Origin of the sequence: Streptomyces sp. NPDC002779, from assembly GCF_042888685.1 — a bacterium.
Taxonomy (GTDB): Bacteria; Actinomycetota; Actinomycetes; order Streptomycetales; family Streptomycetaceae; genus Streptomyces.
The window spans coordinates 253,204-269,558 of the sequence record NZ_JBIAQC010000007.1; the positions used below are offsets into that span (position 1 = coordinate 253,204).

General features: G+C 72.2%; 20 protein-coding genes. 13 read left to right on the forward strand and 7 right to left on the reverse strand.

Translation table 11 applies throughout. The annotated features are described in order from the left end of the window. Positions 1-358 precede the first annotated feature (358 nt). The 4 genes from rpsA to ACFYW5_RS21590 all read left to right on the forward strand — a co-directional run bounded on the left by rpsA (position 359) and on the right by ACFYW5_RS21590 (position 4,110). On the forward strand, positions 359-1,864 hold the full coding sequence (gene rpsA, locus ACFYW5_RS21575) for a 30S ribosomal protein S1 (protein ID WP_250070474.1): 1,506 nt from the start codon (positions 359-361) through the stop codon (positions 1,862-1,864). Positions 1,865-2,076: 212 nt separating this feature from the next. Continuing rightward, positions 2,077-3,015, forward strand: coding sequence for a PAC2 family protein (locus tag ACFYW5_RS21580; RefSeq protein ID WP_389418652.1), 939 nt, complete (start codon positions 2,077-2,079; stop codon positions 3,013-3,015). A gap of 46 nt (positions 3,016-3,061) precedes the next feature. Beyond that, complete coding sequence (gene coaE, locus ACFYW5_RS21585; protein ID WP_389418653.1) at positions 3,062-3,679, forward strand: dephospho-CoA kinase; 618 nt, start codon at positions 3,062-3,064, stop codon at positions 3,677-3,679. 50 nt (positions 3,680-3,729) lie between these two features. Next, on the forward strand, positions 3,730-4,110 hold the full coding sequence (locus ACFYW5_RS21590; RefSeq protein WP_389418654.1) for a tetratricopeptide repeat protein: 381 nt from the start codon (positions 3,730-3,732) through the stop codon (positions 4,108-4,110). 3 nt (positions 4,111-4,113) lie between these two features. Here ACFYW5_RS21590 and ACFYW5_RS21595 read toward each other — a convergent pair whose 3' ends face one another. Beyond that, positions 4,114-4,371, reverse strand: a complete 258-nt coding sequence (locus tag ACFYW5_RS21595) for a DUF6343 family protein (protein WP_389418655.1) — start codon at positions 4,369-4,371, stop codon at positions 4,114-4,116. A gap of 67 nt (positions 4,372-4,438) precedes the next feature. On the opposite strand from ACFYW5_RS21595, the gene ACFYW5_RS21600 reads away from it, so the two are divergent. Both ACFYW5_RS21600 and ACFYW5_RS21605 read left to right on the forward strand, forming a co-directional pair. After that, complete coding sequence (locus tag ACFYW5_RS21600; protein WP_389418656.1) at positions 4,439-5,347, forward strand: acyltransferase domain-containing protein; 909 nt, start codon at positions 4,439-4,441, stop codon at positions 5,345-5,347. Positions 5,348-5,412: 65 nt separating this feature from the next. Then, positions 5,413-5,853 (forward strand): DoxX family protein, encoded by a 441-nt coding sequence (locus ACFYW5_RS21605; protein ID WP_389418657.1) that lies wholly within the window; start codon positions 5,413-5,415, stop codon positions 5,851-5,853. Between the two features lie 27 nt (positions 5,854-5,880). Here ACFYW5_RS21605 and ACFYW5_RS21610 read toward each other — a convergent pair whose 3' ends face one another. After that, entirely contained in the window at positions 5,881-6,375 is a 495-nt protein-coding gene (locus tag ACFYW5_RS21610; protein WP_389418658.1) for an RNA-binding S4 domain-containing protein, read from the reverse strand. 66 nt (positions 6,376-6,441) lie between these two features. On the opposite strand from ACFYW5_RS21610, the gene ACFYW5_RS21615 reads away from it, so the two are divergent. Further along, a complete protein-coding gene (locus ACFYW5_RS21615; RefSeq protein ID WP_389418659.1) occupies positions 6,442-7,125 on the forward strand; it encodes a uracil-DNA glycosylase in 684 nt (227 codons plus the stop codon). Here the strand turns inward: ACFYW5_RS21615 and ACFYW5_RS21620 are convergent. Both ACFYW5_RS21620 and ACFYW5_RS21625 read right to left on the reverse strand, forming a co-directional pair. Next, a complete protein-coding gene (locus tag ACFYW5_RS21620; protein WP_389418660.1) occupies positions 7,067-7,585 on the reverse strand; it encodes a GNAT family N-acetyltransferase in 519 nt (172 codons plus the stop codon). The two genes, ACFYW5_RS21615 and ACFYW5_RS21620, sit on opposite strands and share 59 nt — an antisense overlap. Continuing rightward, positions 7,582-7,992, reverse strand: a complete 411-nt coding sequence (locus tag ACFYW5_RS21625; RefSeq protein ID WP_389418661.1) for a RidA family protein — start codon at positions 7,990-7,992, stop codon at positions 7,582-7,584. The genes ACFYW5_RS21620 and ACFYW5_RS21625 overlap by 4 nt, the downstream gene beginning before the upstream one ends. Positions 7,993-8,166: 174 nt before the next feature. Between ACFYW5_RS21625 and ACFYW5_RS21630 the strand changes: the two genes are divergently transcribed. The 3 genes from ACFYW5_RS21630 (at position 8,167) to ACFYW5_RS21640 (ending at position 11,577) form a co-directional block, all read left to right on the forward strand. Beyond that, positions 8,167-8,550, forward strand: a complete 384-nt coding sequence (locus tag ACFYW5_RS21630) for a hypothetical protein (RefSeq protein ID WP_389418662.1) — start codon at positions 8,167-8,169, stop codon at positions 8,548-8,550. A gap of 6 nt (positions 8,551-8,556) precedes the next feature. Next, positions 8,557-9,318 carry a nucleotidyltransferase domain-containing protein gene (locus ACFYW5_RS21635; RefSeq protein ID WP_389418663.1) on the forward strand — a complete coding sequence of 254 codons (762 nt, stop codon included), beginning with the start codon at positions 8,557-8,559 and terminating at the stop codon, positions 9,316-9,318. Between the two features lie 156 nt (positions 9,319-9,474). Continuing rightward, positions 9,475-11,577, forward strand: coding sequence for an FUSC family protein (locus ACFYW5_RS21640; protein ID WP_389418664.1), 2,103 nt, complete (start codon positions 9,475-9,477; stop codon positions 11,575-11,577). 33 nt (positions 11,578-11,610) lie between these two features. Here the strand turns inward: ACFYW5_RS21640 and ACFYW5_RS21645 are convergent, their stop codons facing one another. Beyond that, a complete protein-coding gene (locus tag ACFYW5_RS21645) occupies positions 11,611-12,549 on the reverse strand; it encodes an endonuclease/exonuclease/phosphatase family protein (protein ID WP_389418665.1) in 939 nt (312 codons plus the stop codon). Positions 12,550-12,687: 138 nt separating this feature from the next. On the opposite strand from ACFYW5_RS21645, the gene ACFYW5_RS21650 reads away from it, so the two are divergent. From ACFYW5_RS21650 to ACFYW5_RS21660, 3 genes are all read left to right on the forward strand, one after another. Further along, a complete protein-coding gene (locus ACFYW5_RS21650) occupies positions 12,688-14,031 on the forward strand; it encodes an amidohydrolase (RefSeq protein ID WP_389418666.1) in 1,344 nt (447 codons plus the stop codon). Positions 14,032-14,140: 109 nt separating this feature from the next. Then, entirely contained in the window at positions 14,141-14,830 is a 690-nt protein-coding gene (locus ACFYW5_RS21655; protein ID WP_389418667.1) for a DUF899 domain-containing protein, read from the forward strand. Positions 14,831-14,985: 155 nt separating this feature from the next. Beyond that, the gene (locus ACFYW5_RS21660) at positions 14,986-15,168 is read left to right on the forward strand and encodes a hypothetical protein (RefSeq protein WP_250070490.1); all 183 of its coding nucleotides are present in this window, start codon (positions 14,986-14,988) and stop codon (positions 15,166-15,168) included. Positions 15,169-15,248: 80 nt separating this feature from the next. On the opposite strand, the gene ACFYW5_RS21665 is transcribed toward ACFYW5_RS21660, so the two are convergent. Together ACFYW5_RS21665 and ACFYW5_RS21670 are read right to left on the reverse strand one after the other, a co-directional pair. Further along, entirely contained in the window at positions 15,249-15,677 is a 429-nt protein-coding gene (locus ACFYW5_RS21665; protein ID WP_389418668.1) for a hypothetical protein, read from the reverse strand. Next, positions 15,674-16,276, reverse strand: coding sequence for an ATP-binding protein (locus tag ACFYW5_RS21670; RefSeq protein WP_389418669.1), 603 nt, complete (start codon positions 16,274-16,276; stop codon positions 15,674-15,676). Before ACFYW5_RS21670 ends, ACFYW5_RS21665 begins: the two co-directional genes overlap by 4 nt. Between the last annotated feature and the right edge of the window lie 79 nt (positions 16,277-16,355).

Below are 16,355 nucleotides of genomic sequence, written 5' to 3' on the forward strand. Positions count from 1 at the left end.
GTCGTACTCTTCCGTCCAACCCGTCGCGGAGGCCGTCACGAATGGGGCGCCATCCGGCGCGCGTGGCCTCCTGAGACAGGTTTTGTGCCGGGTATGCGGCGATCTGCCCCGGGTGTGCGCCTTCGCGCATTGACCCTGCCCGGCTGCCCCCGTATGCTACAAGTTGCGCTGCGGGCCTGCGCTCCTCAGACGTAGCAGGCTGCGCTCGCATCTGTTGTATGTCCCCTCGGTTGTCGAGGCGCCATCACCAGTTGGTTGGTGAGGCGCTTCCTTGGCTGTCCGGCTTCTTCAGAGCGAAACGGGCTCCCGGCGTAAGCAGTACCTACGACTCACCGTCCGTACCGGAGCCCTTTCCCACATGACGAGCAGCACCGAGACCACCTCTACCACTCCGCAGGTAGCGGTCAACGACATCGGTAACGAGGAAGCCTTCCTCGCCGCGATCGACGAGACGATCAAGTACTTCAACGACGGCGACATCGTCGACGGCGTCATCGTGAAGGTCGACCGGGACGAGGTCCTGCTCGACATCGGTTACAAGACCGAAGGTGTCATCCCGAGCCGCGAGCTCTCGATCAAGCACGACGTCGACCCCAATGAGGTCGTCGCCGTCGGTGACGAGATCGAAGCCCTTGTTCTCCAGAAGGAGGACAAGGAAGGCCGCCTGATCCTCTCGAAGAAGCGCGCCCAGTACGAGCGCGCCTGGGGCACCATCGAGAAGATCAAGGAAGAGGACGGCATCGTCACCGGCACCGTCATCGAGGTCGTCAAGGGTGGTCTCATCCTTGACATCGGCCTCCGTGGCTTCCTGCCGGCTTCCCTCGTCGAGATGCGCCGTGTCCGCGACCTCCAGCCCTACGTGGGCAAGGAGCTCGAGGCCAAGATCATCGAGCTGGACAAGAACCGCAACAACGTGGTCCTGTCCCGCCGCGCCTGGCTGGAGCAGACCCAGTCCGAGGTCCGTCAGACGTTCCTCACGACCCTGCAGAAGGGTCAGGTCCGTTCCGGCGTCGTCTCCTCGATCGTCAACTTCGGTGCCTTCGTGGACCTGGGTGGCGTCGACGGCCTGGTGCACGTCTCGGAGCTCTCCTGGAAGCACATCGACCACCCCTCCGAGGTTGTCGAGGTCGGCCAGGAAGTCACCGTCGAGGTCCTCGACGTGGACATGGACCGCGAGCGTGTCTCCCTGTCGCTGAAGGCGACCCAGGAAGACCCGTGGCAGCAGTTCGCCCGCACCCACCAGATCGGCCAGGTCGTGCCCGGCAAGGTCACGAAGCTGGTTCCGTTCGGTGCGTTCGTCCGCGTGGACGAGGGCATCGAGGGTCTGGTCCACATCTCCGAGCTGGCCGAGCGCCACGTGGAGATCCCGGAGCAGGTCGTCCAGGTCAACGACGAGATCTTCGTCAAGGTCATCGACATCGACCTCGAGCGTCGCCGCATCAGCCTCTCGCTGAAGCAGGCCAACGAGGCCTTCGGTGCCGACCCGGCCTCGGTCGAGTTCGACCCGACGCTGTACGGCATGGCCGCGTCGTACGACGACCAGGGCAACTACATCTACCCCGAGGGCTTCGACCCCGAGACCAACGACTGGCTCGAGGGCTACGAGACCCAGCGCGAGGCCTGGGAGCACCAGTACGCCGAGGCGCAGACCCGCTTCGAGCAGCACCAGCAGCAGGTCATCAAGTCCCGCGAGGCCGACGCCGCTGCCGCGGCCGAGGGCGGCGACACGGCGGGTGCGGCTCCGGCCGCGTCCGGCGGTGGCGGTGGCTCGTACTCCTCCGAGGGCCCGGACAACTCCGGTGCGCTGGCCTCGGACGAGGCGCTGGCCGCGCTTCGCGAGAAGCTCGCCGGTGGCCAGAGCTGAGCTGACGCTCACTGAGCAATAGCTCCTGGCTGAGGGACCGTACCTTTCGGGGTGCGGTCCCTCAGTGTTTTTGTCTGCCGTGTTGTGTCTGCGGTGTCGTATCTGCGGTGTTGTGTCTGCGGGCCGGTGGGGGGGGCTTGTCCTCATGATCGGGGGAATGCCGCCGCCGCCCTCCGCGTTGTTCCGTGTGAACACGAGGAGGAGCGGTCACTGTGCTTGATCCGCAGGGTTTGTACGCATGGGAGCCGAAGGGCCTGGCCGTCGTCGACATGGCGCTGGCGCAGGAGTCGGCGGGCCTTGTCATGCTCTACCACTTCGACGGATACATCGACGCGGGCGAGACCGGCGACCAGATCGTCGACCGGCTGCTCGACTCGCTGCCCCACCAACTCGTGGCCCGGTTCGACCACGACCGGCTCGTGGACTACCGCGCCCGCCGCCCGCTGCTGACGTTCAAGCGCGACCGCTGGAGCGACTACGAAGTGCCGGCCATCGAGGTACGGCTCGTCCAGGACGCCACCGGAGCGCCCTTCCTGCTGCTGTCGGGCCCCGAGCCGGACGTGGAGTGGGAGCGCTTCGCCGCCGCCGTCCAGCAGGTCGTGGAGCGGCTCGGTGTCCGGCTGTCCGTCAACTTCCACGGCATCCCCATGGGCGTCCCGCACACCCGCCCGGTCGGCCTCACCCCGCACGGCAACCGCACCGACCTCGTCCCGGGCCACCGCAGCCCCTTCGACGAGGCGCAGGTGCCGGGCAGCGCCGAGTCGCTGCTGGAGTACCGCCTGATGGAGGCGGGCCACGAGGTCCTCGGCGTCGCCGCGCACGTCCCGCACTACATCGCGCGCTCCCCGTACCCGGACGCGGCCCTGACCGTCCTGGAGTCCATCACGGCCGCGACCGGCCTGGTCCTCCCGGGCATCGCGCACGCCCTGCGCACCGAGGCCCACCGCACCCAGACCGAGATCGACCGCCAGATCCAGGAGGGCGACGAGGAACTGGTGGCCCTCGTCCAGGGCCTCGAGCACCAGTACGACGCGGCGGCGGGCGCCGAGACGCGGGGCAACATGCTCGCCGAGCCCGTGGACATCCCCTCGGCGGACGAGATCGGCCTGGAGTTCGAACGCTTCCTGGCGGAGCGCGAAGGCGACGGCTGACTCCTGCGCCTCAAGGCCCTTGCGCCCCAGGGCCTAAGCTCTGGGCATGTTGAAAGTTGGCCTGACCGGCGGCATCGGTGCCGGCAAGAGCGAGGTGTCACGGCTGCTCGTCGCGTGCGGCGCCGTACTGATCGACGCGGACCGCATCGCCCGGGAGGTCGTGGCGCCGGGCACGCCCGGGCTGGCCGCGGTCGTGGCCGCCTTCGGCGAGGAGGTGCTGGCCGAGGACAGCAGCCTGGACCGCCCCAAGCTGGGCTCCATCGTCTTCGCCGACCCCGACCGGCTCGCCGTACTGAACTCGATCGTGCACCCCCTGGTCGGCGCCCGCTCCCGCGAGCTGGAGCAGGCCGCCGCCGAGGACGCGGTCGTCGTCCATGACGTCCCGCTGCTGACGGAGAACGGCCTCGCGCCGCTGTACGACCTCGTGGTCGTCGTCGACGCCGCCCCCGAAACCCAGCTCGACCGGCTCGTCCGGCTGCGCGGGATGACGGAGGAGGACGCCCGCGCCCGGATGGCCGCCCAGGCGACGCGGGAGAAGCGCCGCGAGATCGCGGACATCGTCATCGACAACGACGTACCGCTCGAGGAGCTGCGGCAGCGGGTGCGGGAGGTCTGGGCCGAGCTGGAGCGCCGGGCGCACGCGTCCCGGGGGGCTCAGGAATAGCGGCCTGGCTCCGGGGCGTTGAAGCCCTTGAGTGAGGGAAGGACTCTGCCGTGCCCGAGACCAGCGGTTCGACCGGACGTACTCCGGAGACGCATGTCATCGACTTCCGCGCCGCCGAGCATCTGCTCGCCGCGCGGGACCCGCGGGGCGCGGTGAAGCTGCTCGACGGTGTCATCGCCGCGCACCCCGAGAACACCGCCGCCCGCCTGCTGCGCGCGCGGGCCTTCTTCGCCGCCGCGCAACTTCGGCCCGCCGAGCTGGAGTTCACCATCGTCCTGGAGCGCGAGCCGGACAACGCGTTCGCGCACTTCGCGCTCGCCCGCACCTATGAGCGGCAGGCCCGGCACGATCAGGCCAAGCGCCACTTCCGCCTGGCGGCCGCGCTGGACCCCAACCCGCAGTACCTCCGGGCGGCGCGGTTCGAGTCCTGAGCGTCAGCGGCCGGGCGGGTGGTACGGCGGCACGTCGGGGCCCGGCTGGTAGTGCGGGCCCTGGCGGATGTGCCGGACGACGAGGAACAGGTCCACGGCGACGACCAGGGCCAGGACCCCGCAGGCCACGGCCCAGCCGGTGCGGCCCGCCAGCGCGAAGGCGGCCGTACCGAACACCGCCCAGACCAGCCCCCACACACTCAGCCAGAACCGCGTGCGCAGCGCACTGCGCGCGGTCGTGGGTTCACTGCCCGTACGCATCGGGATCACCACTCCCTCCTTCGGAACGTACTCTTCGAAACGCCGATCACCAAGAGGGGGCCCTGCCATGCTGCCTGATGCCGACGATCTGCCCGAGATCCTGATCGACCTCGCCGTACCCCACGAGGACATCGGGGTCCTCGTCCGCATGCGCCGCAGAGTCACCGACGATCCCGAACTCAGACGGTTCCTGGAGGCGTCGGTCGAGGAGCTGGTCCGGGACCTGGGGACGATCGGGGCCAGGGTCGAGCTGCCCGAGCTGGACTGGCCCGCCGGCCCCCTGCAGCGCTGCTTCCCCGTGTACGTCTTCGTCGCGGCGCTGCCCCACACGCGCGCCTACCACCGCGAACGCGGTGTCCCCGCCGAGGTGACCCGGCGCACCCTCGCCGACCTCGGCCGGAACATGGCCGTGCACCGCCGGCGGCACGGCCGGGCGGGCCTCCAGGCGCCGAGGTGGCTCATCCACCACTTCCGCGGCGAGCTGTACCAGCTCGGGCGGTTGCAGTTCGAGCGGTCGCGCACCGGGCGGGCGCTCGCCGGGGCGGGGCCGGATCCGGACGCCCTGTGTCTCAACCTCCACATCCCCGACTTCCACGGCCCGCTGACCCCGGTGGCCTGCGACCGCTCGCTCGCGCTGGCCCGGGAGTTCTTCGCCCGGCACTTTCCCGAGGAGCGGTACCCGGCCGCGCAGTGCCACTCCTGGCTGCTGGATCGGCAGCTCAAGCGGTATCTGCCGGCCGACTCCAACATCGTGCGCTTCCAGGAGCGGTTCCGGATCGTCCGCGACGACCGGGAGGAGGCTGACACCGAGCCGGTGGGGTTCGTGTTCGGGGACCCGGATCTGCCCGTCGAGGGGCTGCCGCGGCGGACGGCGGTCGAGCGGGCGGTGGGGGACCATCTGCGGGCGGGCGGCCACTGGTACATCGGGCACGGCTGGTTCCCGCTGGAGGCGGCGACGTCCGCCGGACAGCGATGACTTTCGCGGCACACCGCGGTCTGTCCCTGTGACAGCGACAACGACGCCGTACACAGGAGAGCTTGATGTCCGAGACCGCCGCCACCGCCACCGCTCCCGTCATCGCCGAGTCCGCGACCGCCCGTGGCCGCCGGGCCCGGATCGCCCTGCGCGGGCTGCAGATCCTGCTCGCGCTGTTCTTCGCCGGCGCGAGCGCCCTGCCGAAGCTGATCGCGCACTCCACGGCGGTGGAGGCCTTCGCCGAGCTGGGCTGGGGCAACGCGGGCATGTACACCATCGGCGCGCTCGAACTCGCCGGAGCGGTCGCCCTGTTGGTCCCGGTGCTCCAGTCGGTGGCGGGGATCGCGCTGAGCGGGCTGATGGCCGGCGCGTTCGTGGTCCAGATGTCAGCCTTCGAGGGGGAGAACGCCGCCACGCCGCTCATCCTGATCATCCCGCTCGCCCTGATCGCCTGGGCGCGGCGCGGCCACAACGCGGAGCTGCTGCGGCTGGTGCGGCGGGCGTGATGCACGGCGTACGTGCGGCCGTGTTCGTCAGCGGGGGCCGGGGCGGCTGCTGCCCTTCTCCAGGGCGCGCAGCCGTTCCAGCTCGCGGCGGTCCCGCTTGGTGGGGCGGCCGGCGCCGCGGTCGCGGATCCCGGCCGGGGCGACGGCCTCGCGGGGCGGGGGCGGCGGGGACTTGTCGACGTAGCACTGGACCGCGACCGGGGCGCCGACCCGCTTGCGGATCAGGCGCTTGACGACGACGATCCGCTCCCGGCCCTCGTGCCGCAGCCGCACCTCGTCACCGACGCGCACCGCGTGCGCGGGCTTGACCCGGTCGCCGTTCACCCGCACATGGCCGCCCTTGCAGGCGGTGGCGCCCGCCGAACGCGTCTTGATCAGCCGTACCGCCCAGATCCAGCTGTCGATCCGCACGCTCTCGCCGGTCTGCGGTCCGGCCGCCTCGGCAGCCGCCACGGCGGCGGTCGTCGCATCCGCAGCCGGGGAGGTCGCGGCGTCCTTGTCCTCGTCACCCTCGGAAGCCATGGCACCGACCTTAGCCGCTGACCGGCAGGGCCGACCTGGCCTTTTCGGCGGGCTTACGGTGGAGCCATGGACGCCCTCGTGGAACTGGACCGGCGGGTCGCGGGCTGTCGGGCCTGTCCCCGGCTGGTCGCCTGGCGGGAGGAGGTGGCCCGGACCAAGCGGGCGGCCTTCGCCGACCAGACGTACTGGGGCCGCCCGGTGCCCGGATTCGGCCCGCCGGACGCCCGGCTGCTGATCGTCGGCCTCGCCCCCGCCGCGCACGGCGGGAACCGCACCGGCCGCATGTTCACCGGCGACCGCTCCGGGGACGTGCTCTATCAGGCACTGTACGACGTGGGCCTCGCCTCGCAGCCCACCGCGGTCGCCGCCGACGACGGACTGGAGCTGTACGGCGCCCGGGTCACCTCGCCCGTGCACTGCGCCCCGCCCGCCAACAAGCCCACGCCCGGCGAGCGCGACGCCTGCCGGCCCTGGCTGGTGCGGGAACTGGGGCTGCTGCGGCCGACGCTGCGGTCGGTGGTGGTGCTCGGCGCGTTCGGCTGGCAGGCGGCGCTGCCCGCGCTGGCGGCGGCGGGCTGGGCGATCCCGAGGCCCCGGCCCGCTTTCGGGCACGGGATGCGGGTGCCGCTCGACGGTCTCACCCTCTTCGGCTGCTTCCATGTCAGCCAGCGCAACACCTTCACCGGCCGGCTCACCCCGGAGATGCTGCGCCAGGTGCTGCGGAGCGCGGCTCAGGAGGCGGGGCTGTGAGCGCCGGAAGCCTGGCCCGGGGCTTCCAGACGTACCGTACGTCCGGCTCGTGTTCCTCGTTGTCGTGGCCGTCGGTGTGCTCGGTGGCGACGAAGCCGTGGCGTTCGTAGAAGCGGTGGGCGGGCTTGTTGATCTGGAAGGTCCAGAGGTTCAGACCGTGCGGGCTCCGCTCCTTGGCGAGCCGGACGAACCGGTCGCCGAGGCCGCGGCCGCGCCAGTCGGGGGCGAGGTAGAGCTGGGAGAGGAGCTCGCCGTGCAGGACCATGATCCCGACGATCGCGCTCCCGGCCTCGGCGACCCACGTCTCCTGCCGCGGGACGACGAACTCCCGGATCCAGTCGCGCACTTCGTCGTCCGAATGCGGCCGCACGACGGTCGGCAGCGCGGCGTCGAAGGAGCGCAGCCAGACGTCGGCCACGGCACAGGCGTCGGCGGCGGTGGCCCTGCGCAGGGTGATCACCGGGCTTCCTCCGGTACGACGGCGGTGGCCGTGATCTCCACCAACTGCCCGGTGTAGCCGAGGCAGGCGACCCCGATGAGGGTGGACGAGTGCGGTCCGGCGCTGAGCCCCGACGCCTCGACGACCTCCCACACGGAGGAGAGCACGGAGGTCTCACTGCTGACGACGTACACGTCGGTCGACAGCACGTGCGTCAAGTCGCTTCCGACGGCCGCCAGTTGAGCCTCCAGGTTGTCGATCACCTGCTGGGCCTGCCGGACCGGGTCCCCCTCACCGACGATCTTCCCCTCGGCATCCAGCGGCACGGACCCGGCGAGGAAGGCGAGCCTGGTACCGGCCTCGACGACAGAGGCGTGGGAGTAGGTGGGGGGTGGGAAGAGGGCGGGGTTGGTGACGCGCTGGATCATGGCGGCTCCCGGGTGGTGCGGTGCGGAGTCTGGCGTGCGGCATGCGGACAACCCACCGATCCTCGGGCGCGGGGCCCGGCACCGCATCCGATTTTCCGGCGCTCCAGCGCCCCCACGCTCCGACGGATAACCATTCGACACCGGCGCCCGCCCCCGCGACCCTGTAGCCCAGCCATGTCACGCACCGTCCACCACGTCCCGGGCCGCCACCGCACCGGCCCGCCCTACTGGCCCCAGGGCATCGCGGGCCCGTGCACCCATCACTCGCTCGCCGAACTCCGTTACACGCGGCAGGAGTTGGCGAAGGCCGCGCGCGAGGGCCGCCGTGCCAGGCCGAGGCCGCTGCTGCGGAGCTTCGCCGCCTACCGGTACCCGCGGAGCTTGGGCGAGCGAGGAGTGAGCCCGTACGAGTCGCGGGCGCGGGCGGGGCTCAGGTCGTTCCGTGTCACGGCGGTCAAGCAGGTGCGAGCGGCGTCTGCCGGAACCCTCGAAAGGGTGGCCGAGACCCTGGACCACCCGCCCACACGGCACCGCCACCGTGACCTCTGGGAGGCTTGAGCGACCATGCCCGACTTCCTCGAAGCGACGGCGGACCGCCTGGCCGCCCTCCCCGCCGTGCGGGCGGTGGCCCTGGGCGGTTCCCGGGCCCAGCGCACCCACCGCCCCGACAGCGACTGGGACTTGGCGATCTACTACCGGGGTCCCTTCGACCCGGCCGATCTGCGCGCGGTGGGCTGGGAGGGCGAGGTGTCGGAGATCGGCGACTGGGGCGGCGGTGTCTTCAACGGCGGCGCCTGGCTGACGATCGACGACCACCGCGTGGACGTGCACTACCGGGACCTGGACGTCGTGGAACACGAACTCGCGGAAGCGGAACAGGGGCGCTTCCGGGTGGAACCACTGCTGTTCCATCTCGCAGGAATCCCCAGCTACTTGGTGGTGGCGGAGCTGGCGATCAACCGGGTGCTGCGCGGTGAACTGCCGCGCCCGGCGGGCTATCCGGAGAAGCTACGGCGCACGGCGAGCGCGCGCTGGCACGGCACGGCCCGCGCGACCCTGGCCTACGCCGAGGCGAACCACGCGCCGGCGGGCCGCCTCACCGAGGTGGCCGGCGTCCTCGCCACCGCCGCCGTCCAGACGGGACACGGGGTGCTGGCGGCGCGGGGGGAGTGGGTGACCAACGAGAAGCGGCTGCTGGAGCGGGCGGGACTGCGCGCCATGGACGACGTCCTCGCGTCGCTCCCTGCCGCACCGCATCCGGAGGCCCTGATCCAGGCGATCCACCGGGCCCGGGCGCTGTGCGAAGAGGCGAGCCGGGAACGATAGCGTTCATAAAGAACATGGCGTTACCAAGCATGGTCACGCGGAGGTAATACGCCCGTTTCTCAACCTCCGGTTTTCCGGTCTACCGTCGGGGCACACCAGAAAACCCGGCCACCGTCGCCCGAAGGCGCACCCCGCCCTCGTCCGGACAGGAGCCCTGTGTCCCGCCCCGTGTTTGCCCTGCCGCCCTGGCTTGCTCATGCTCTTCGTGCTCAGCGGGGGCCCGTGCCCTGGAGTGCCGTGGGGCGGGGAGGGCTGGCGGCCGGGCCGTTGCTGTGCGGGGCCGTTCTCGCCGGTCAGGCGTCCGTCGGGGTGGTGGCCGCGATCGCCGCCATGCTCGCCGGGATCAACGACCGGCCCGGGAGCCGGCGGGCGGCCGTCAGGCGGATGGGGGTGCCCGCGGTCGCGGGGGCCGTCGGGCTGCTGGTCGGCACGTACGGCGGGGAGCGCCTGGGGGCCGTCGGGCTCACGCTGCTGCTCACCTTCGTCGGGCTGCTCGCCGGCGCCGTCAGTGCCGTCGGGCCGGTGGCCTCCGGTGCCGGGACCCAGTTGCTCGTCGCTTCCGCGATCGGCGCCGGGATGCCGTTGCCGGAGCCGGGATGGCAGCGGGCGCTCGCCTTTCTGTGCGGGGCCGGATGGCTGCTGGTGCTGCGGCTCGTGCTGCCCGGTCCCGGGTCCTTCGCCGGTGACTTCCGGTTCGACGGGGAGCGGGCCGCCGTCGCGTCCGTCTACGACGCCATCGCCGATCTCCTCGACGGCGCCGGTACCGACCGGGCCAACGCTCGGCGTGCCTCGCTCACCGCGGCGCTCGATCACGCGCAGGACGCCCTCGCCGGACCCCGGCTGCGGCGGTACGCCTCCTCCTCCGCCGAGCGACGCCTCCGTGCGCAGTACGCCGCCGCCCTTCCGCTCGCCGAGGCCGCCACGGCGCTCGCCTGGGCCGCGGAGGCGGTACCGGCGCGGGCCGCGGTGGGACCCCGGCGCCTCGCCTCCGCCGTACGCGCCAACACGGCCACCGGGCCACTGCCCGCGCCGTCCCGGAACGGGCCCGCTCTGCGCGCCCTCGACGACGCCCTGCTCCATGCCGCCGTGACCTTCGACCGGGGCGAAGGCGGCGCGGATCTGCACACCCGGCGGCGGTCCCTGTCCTCCCTGGTCCGCAGTGTCCTCGGCGCCGGTGGGCGGGAGTACGGCCTTCGGGTCGCCCTCTGCTTCGGGGCCGGCGTCGCCGCCGCGCAGGGCCTGCACCACTCCCACTGGTACGGGCCGCACACGCACTGGTACTGGCTGCCCGCCACCGCCGTCTTCCTGGTCAAGCCCGATCTCGGGCCGCTGGTGTCCCGGGTGCTGTGCCGGGCGGCCGGGACCGTGCTGGGGGCCCTGCTCTTCGCCGGGTTCGCCGCCGTGCTGCCCCGGCCGGAAGGGCTCGTCGCGCTGGTCGCGGTGTGCGGTGCGCTCATTCCCGTCGCCACCCGGCACTTCGCCGCCCAGACCGCCGTCGTCACGCTGCTCGTCCTCGCCCTGGTGATGGTCGGGGGCGAACCGCAGGCCTCCGCCGGCCGCATCGGGGAGACCCTGCTGGCCTGCGCGATCGTGCTGGTCGTAGGACATCTGCCGATGCCCGGGCAGCGGGGCGGGGGAGTACGGGCGCGACTCGGGGCGGCGGAGAACGCGGCGCGGGCGTATCTCGCGCATGTGCTGCGGGAGGCGGAGGGCAAGGCCGGTGGGATGGACGGTGAGGTCGGTGGAGCGGGCGGCGGGGCCGGTCGGGGGTGTGGCGGGGCTGGCGGGGCGGATGGCGGGGCCGGTCGGGGGTGTGGCGGGGCTGGTGGGGCGGATGGCGGGGCCGGTCGGGGGGCTGGCGGGGCTGGTGGGGCGGATGGCGGGGCCGGTCGGGGGGCTGGCGGGGCTGGTGGAGTGGGCGGCGGGGGCGGTCGAGAGGGCCGTGGCATGGGCGGCGCGGTCGTCGGCGGCAGCCGGGTCGGTGGCGATCCCCGGGGCACCCGTTGGACCCTCCGCCGCGAGGCTTACCGCACGCTCGCCGAGGCCCGGGCCGCCATCTCCCGCGCCGCCGCCGAGCTTCCGCCGCTCGCCCGGCACGCGGAGGGGACCGAGGAGGTGGCCGGTGCTCTGGAGCGGCTTGTGGACACCACCACCGCCTGCGCGGTCCACCTCGACGACTCCGGCCGCCTCACCTCCCGGTACGAGCGGCAGCTCACCGGAGCGGTGGACGAATTGGCCGCACTCCGCCGCGCCGGCTGAACCGCGTACGAAGGCCGAACCCCGACCGCCGCCCTAGCCGAACCGCGCCCACACCGGCGCATGGTCCGAGCCGGGCTTTCCCCGGCGGTCCGTCGGGTCCGGGCCGATCGACGGCAGGTGCGGGGCGTTCGCGCCGGGGAGGCCCGTGCCGGACTCCGTCACGCGGTGGACCAGGCGGTGGCTCAGCAGGACGTGGTCGATCAGCTCGCGGCGGCCGGAATTGACGCGGGAGAAGCGCTGGGCGGCGGGGATCAGAGGCGCGGTGTTCCACAGCCGTACCGCGTCGCCCCGGTCCGGGGTGCCGAAGCCCGCCGTGCCGATCTCCGAGCCGGGCGGGCCCAGCAGGATCTGGGTCGTGGCCGCCTGGACCTCGTCGTTCAGGTCGCCGACGACCGCCACGTCCCGCTCCTGGCCCGCGCCCGCCAGCAACGTGTCCGCCAGCGCCCGCACCGCCGCCGCCTCAGCCGCCCGTCGGTAGAGCGCGTAAGCTCCAAAACGCGCCCGCTCGCCCTCGTCCCGCGGCTGGAAACGGTCCCCGGGATAGCTCAGCAGCTTCGACTTCAGGTGGCAGACGGCGGCGCGCAACGGCCCCGCCTCCACCGCGAGGAAGCCCCGCCCCGCCACCGCGGTCTCCCCGCCCGTGTCGTCCACCTGCACGGGCCGCAGCTTCCGCGGGAACGCGCTCGTGTCGGCCAGCACCCGCAGCGGCACCCTGCTGAGGAAGCCGACCCGGATCCCCCGCCCGTCGGGATGCTCCGAGAGCGCGGTGTGCCAGTCGCCGCCCACCCTGTCGGCCAGGTCGCCGAGCGCCGCCGGATCGCCGACCTCCTGCACGCCGAGCAGCGTCGGGTCGAGTTCCGTGATCACGGCGGCCAGGGCGGCCAGTTTCGCCTCGTAGGCGGCCTTGTCCTTCGGGCCGGACGGGCCGCCGGGCAGGAAGAGGTTCTCCAGGTTCCAGGTGCCGAGGAGCATGCCGGGGCCCTTTCCGTAAGCCGTTGCGGCGGGCGGTGATGAGGCCAGGGTGCTCGCCCGGTGGGGTTCGCGACAGAGCTGCGGCGACATGCGCGGTCCGGGTCACACCGGGCGGGTACGCCGTCGTACGTTGGCGGCATGACGTCGACCGTCGCCGAGCTCATCATCACCGGATGCACCGTCCTGCTGCACGACGATCAAGAGCGGATCCGCTTCGAGGAGGACGCCGCGATCGTCGTACGGGACGGGGTGATCGAGGCCGTCACGGGTGCCGCGGAGGTGGGGGACCGGCCTGCCGTGGAGCGGCTCGACGGCCGTGGTCAGGTCGCCCTGCCGGGGCTCGTCAACTGCCACACCCACGCCCCGATGGTCGCGCTGCGCGGGGTCGCCGAGGATCTGCCCACCGAGCAGTGGTTCAACGACGTCGTCTGGCCCGTCGAGTCCAACCTCACCGGACGGGATGTGGAGTTGGGGGCGCGGCTCGCCTGCGCCGAGATGATCCGCGCGGGGGTGACCTGCTTCGCCGACCACTACTTCGCCATGGACGCCGTCGCCCGGGTCGTCGACGAGTGCGGCCTGCGGGCCCATCTCGGCGAGGCCTTCTTCTCCTCCCAGGGCCCGCAGGGCCGGGAGCGCTCACTGGAGTTCGCCCTCCGGCACCGGGGCGGCCGTATCACCACCGCCCTCGCTCCGCACGCCCCCTACACCGTCACCGGCGCCGATCTCGCCGCCACCGCCGCACTCGCCCGCGAGCACCACCTCCCCGTCCATCTGCACGCCTCCGAGAACCGCGACCAGACCGAGGCGAGCCTGGCCCGGCACGGAGTCACACCCATCGAGGTCCTCCGGCGCACCGGGATCCTCGACACCGACGTCCTGATCGCCCACGGCACCGGCATCCTCGACGCCGACCTGCCCCTTCTCGCGGAAGCCGGCGGCCAGGTGGCCGTCGCCACCGCTCCCCGCGGCTACCTCAAGTTCGGCTGGCCCACCACCACCCCGGTGCGCGCCCTGCGCGAGATCGGCGTTCCCGTGGGACTCGCCACGGACGGCGCCGCCTCCAACAACTCCCTCGACGTCTGGGAGTCGATGGCGCTCACCGCGCTCATCCAGAAGTCGACGACCGGTGACCCCCGCTGGCTGACGTCCCGTCAAGCCCTGCACCACGCGACCCTGCAGAGCGCGCGGGCCGTCGGACTCGGCGACCGGATCGGCAGCCTCGCCCCCGGCCGCCGGGCGGACATCGTCCTGGTCGACCTGACCGGCCCGCACACCCAGCCCGTCCACGACCAGGCCGCGACCCTGGTGCACAGCGCCCGCTCCTCCGACGTACGCACCACGATCGTCGACGGCCGTGTCCTGATGCGCGACCGCGAGCTGCTGACCCTCGATGTCGGCGCGGTGGTCGGGGAGTTGACGGAACGCCTGCCGGGGCTGCTCGACCGGGGCCACGGCAGGCGGATCCAGGAGTACGAAACGTAGCCGCGGGGCCTTCGGAAAGGTCGCACCAAAAAATCTTGGGCACGAGCGATGAGTTCCGCTCCTCCCCCCGGTCACCCCTCGGAACGGACCGTTCGCACAGGAGGGGCCCATGTCGCTTCCGGAGATCGTCTCGCGCGCTCAGTGGCGCGCGGCACGCGAGGAGTTACTGCTCAGGGAGAAGGCGGCCACGCGCGCGCGTGACGCGCTCAACGCCGAGCGGCGTCGGCTGCCCATGGTCGAGATCGACACGGAGTACGTCTTCGAGGGCGGCGACGGCAAGGCCACCCTCCTCGACCTCTTCGAGGGGCGGCACCAACTCGTCGTCCACCACTTCATGTTCGCGCCCGAGTGGGAGGCCGGCTGCCGCAGCTGCTCGGCGTTCCTGGACCAGGTCGGCCATCTCGCCCATCTGCGGGCCCGCGGCACCTCGTTCGTGGTGGTCTCCAGAGCGCCGTACACCAGGATCCTGCCGTTCAAGGCGCGGATGGGGTGGACGCTGCCGTGGTTCTCGTCCCACGGCAACGACTTCAACCGCGACTTCGAGGTGACCCTGGAGGATGACGGGGAACCCGTAGAGCGTCCCGGCGTGAGCTGCTTCCTCAGAGTCCGCGACCGGGTGTTCCACACCTACTCGACGTTCGAGCGCGGGCTGGACGGTCTTGGCTCGACCACCAGCTTCCTGGACCTGACCGCGCTGGGCCGGCAGGAGGAGTGGGAGGAACCCGAGGGGCGTGCGTCGTCCCTGGGGACGCCCGCGGGCAGTGAGCGCGTGCGCTATCACGATGAGTACGAGGACTGAGGCGGAAAGTAACCGAAAACTACATAAAGCTGGGGCCCCGTTCACCCTCCGTGGTGAATGAGTGTCAACAATGTCTCAGTCCCGTCACTTCGCGAAGCGTTCACCCCGCTGTTGGCGTTTAACTCTTCGAGTACAGCGCTAGATGGAGGTGCAGGGTGAACAGGCGAACGGTGCTTGAGCGCTTTCCCGCCGGCGGTCCGCGAGGCTCCTGGCCGGCGGAGGAGTTCGCGCAGGCGCGGCGTCGGGAAGGCCTGGACGCCGAGGTCGTGATGGACCTGGCGACGGACACCTTCCTGGTGATCGTGCGCAGCGAGATGACCGTCGACGCGGCCGCCTGAGGGCGCCCCGAAGGGGCGCGGGGGACCGCGCGACCAGCCACGGCGTAGCGGCGGACGAAAGCCTGCCTCCCCGCGGGGCGCTACGCGCTGACCTGCCGGGCCCAGGGCGGATTGGTCCCCGTCAGCCGGCACAGCGCCAGGTACAGCGGGATCGGCGGCGTGTAGGGCACCGCCCCCTCCGGCCGGTGGATCAGCCGGACCTCGTCCGGAACCACCGCGCCCGTCGCGTACCGGCAGGGCTCCGGCCACTCCAGCGCGTAGTCGGAGTCGGACGGGACGATCCACCACCAGTACGCGTCATCGGCGTAGACACACCCCACCTGAGGCAGCCGGGGCAGGATGAGCGGCCCGAGGCGAGCGGGTACGGCCACCGCGTCGAAACCCAGCGGCGTGGTCATGCCTTCCGGCACCGCCAGCCTCGACGGCTCCAGCCGCGAAGCGAGCCCGCGGCGAAGCCGGACCAGTGTGTCCAGGTTCAGTACCTGACCGCCGCCGGACGTCACGCTCACGCAGGCCCCCCGTCCTCGTCTTCGCCGTCGGATCCCCCGGCGGGGCCGCCCGGCTTGGGCCGGGCCCCCCAGCCCAGGTCGTTGCGCGGCCCGGTGTCCTCGCGAGGCTCCTCCGCCTTGCGCGGCAGTTCCGCCCAGACCAGCAGGCCGGGCCCGTGCTCATGGGCGCCCCAGGAGTGACAGAGGGCGTCGACGAGGAGCAATCCCCTCCCGTGCTCCTCGTCGCCGCGCTGCGCCGCCGGGTGGGGCTCACCCGGTGCGCACCCCTGGTCGCGCACGGCTATTCGCACCAGGTCGTCGCCGTCGTGCAGCTCGCAGACGATGTGCCTGCTCGCCGTGTGCACGATGGCGTTGGTGACGAGTTCGGAGACCACCAGGGCCGCCGTGTCGCAGGTGTCCTCGCAGACCGACCAGCCGGTCAGCCGGGCCCTCGTCAGGCGTCTGGCCTGCGCGGGGGAGCCCGGATGTGCGGCCAGCTCGAAACGGAACCGGCGCTCGGCGGGGCCCCGCTGAGGGCCTACCGCCGTGGCGGCACCGAGGCCGAGCAGGCCTGCGGCGGCGTCTGTTCCTAAGGGCGCGGACGGAATCACGCTTGCCACTATCGCCCCGCCGTGAACACTTGGCAAGTGTCACTCTGAAAAATGCAGAGTGCTGTGTGACGCGGTGGATGGCCGTGGC

Excerpts from the sequence above, each read along its gene's own strand:
- rpsA (WP_250070474.1), top strand. The coding sequence starts at position 359 with ATGACGAGCAGCACCGAGACCACCTCTACCACTCCGCAGGTAGCGGTC.
- coaE (WP_389418653.1), top strand. The coding sequence starts at position 3,062 with ATGTTGAAAGTTGGCCTGACCGGCGGCATCGGTGCCGGCAAGAGCGAG.
- ACFYW5_RS21595 (WP_389418655.1), bottom strand. The coding sequence starts at position 4,371 with ATGCGTACGGGCAGTGAACCCACGACCGCGCGCAGTGCGCTGCGCACG.
- ACFYW5_RS21600 (WP_389418656.1), top strand. The coding sequence starts at position 4,439 with ATGCTGCCTGATGCCGACGATCTGCCCGAGATCCTGATCGACCTCGCC.
- ACFYW5_RS21605 (WP_389418657.1), top strand. The coding sequence starts at position 5,413 with ATGTCCGAGACCGCCGCCACCGCCACCGCTCCCGTCATCGCCGAGTCC.
- ACFYW5_RS21610 (WP_389418658.1), bottom strand. The coding sequence starts at position 6,375 with ATGGCTTCCGAGGGTGACGAGGACAAGGACGCCGCGACCTCCCCGGCT.
- ACFYW5_RS21615 (WP_389418659.1), top strand. The coding sequence starts at position 6,442 with ATGGACGCCCTCGTGGAACTGGACCGGCGGGTCGCGGGCTGTCGGGCC.
- ACFYW5_RS21625 (WP_389418661.1), bottom strand. The coding sequence starts at position 7,992 with ATGATCCAGCGCGTCACCAACCCCGCCCTCTTCCCACCCCCCACCTAC.
- ACFYW5_RS21630 (WP_389418662.1), top strand. The coding sequence starts at position 8,167 with ATGTCACGCACCGTCCACCACGTCCCGGGCCGCCACCGCACCGGCCCG.
- ACFYW5_RS21635 (WP_389418663.1), top strand. The coding sequence starts at position 8,557 with ATGCCCGACTTCCTCGAAGCGACGGCGGACCGCCTGGCCGCCCTCCCC.
- ACFYW5_RS21645 (WP_389418665.1), bottom strand. The coding sequence starts at position 12,549 with ATGCTCCTCGGCACCTGGAACCTGGAGAACCTCTTCCTGCCCGGCGGC.
- ACFYW5_RS21650 (WP_389418666.1), top strand. The coding sequence starts at position 12,688 with ATGACGTCGACCGTCGCCGAGCTCATCATCACCGGATGCACCGTCCTG.
- ACFYW5_RS21655 (WP_389418667.1), top strand. The coding sequence starts at position 14,141 with ATGTCGCTTCCGGAGATCGTCTCGCGCGCTCAGTGGCGCGCGGCACGC.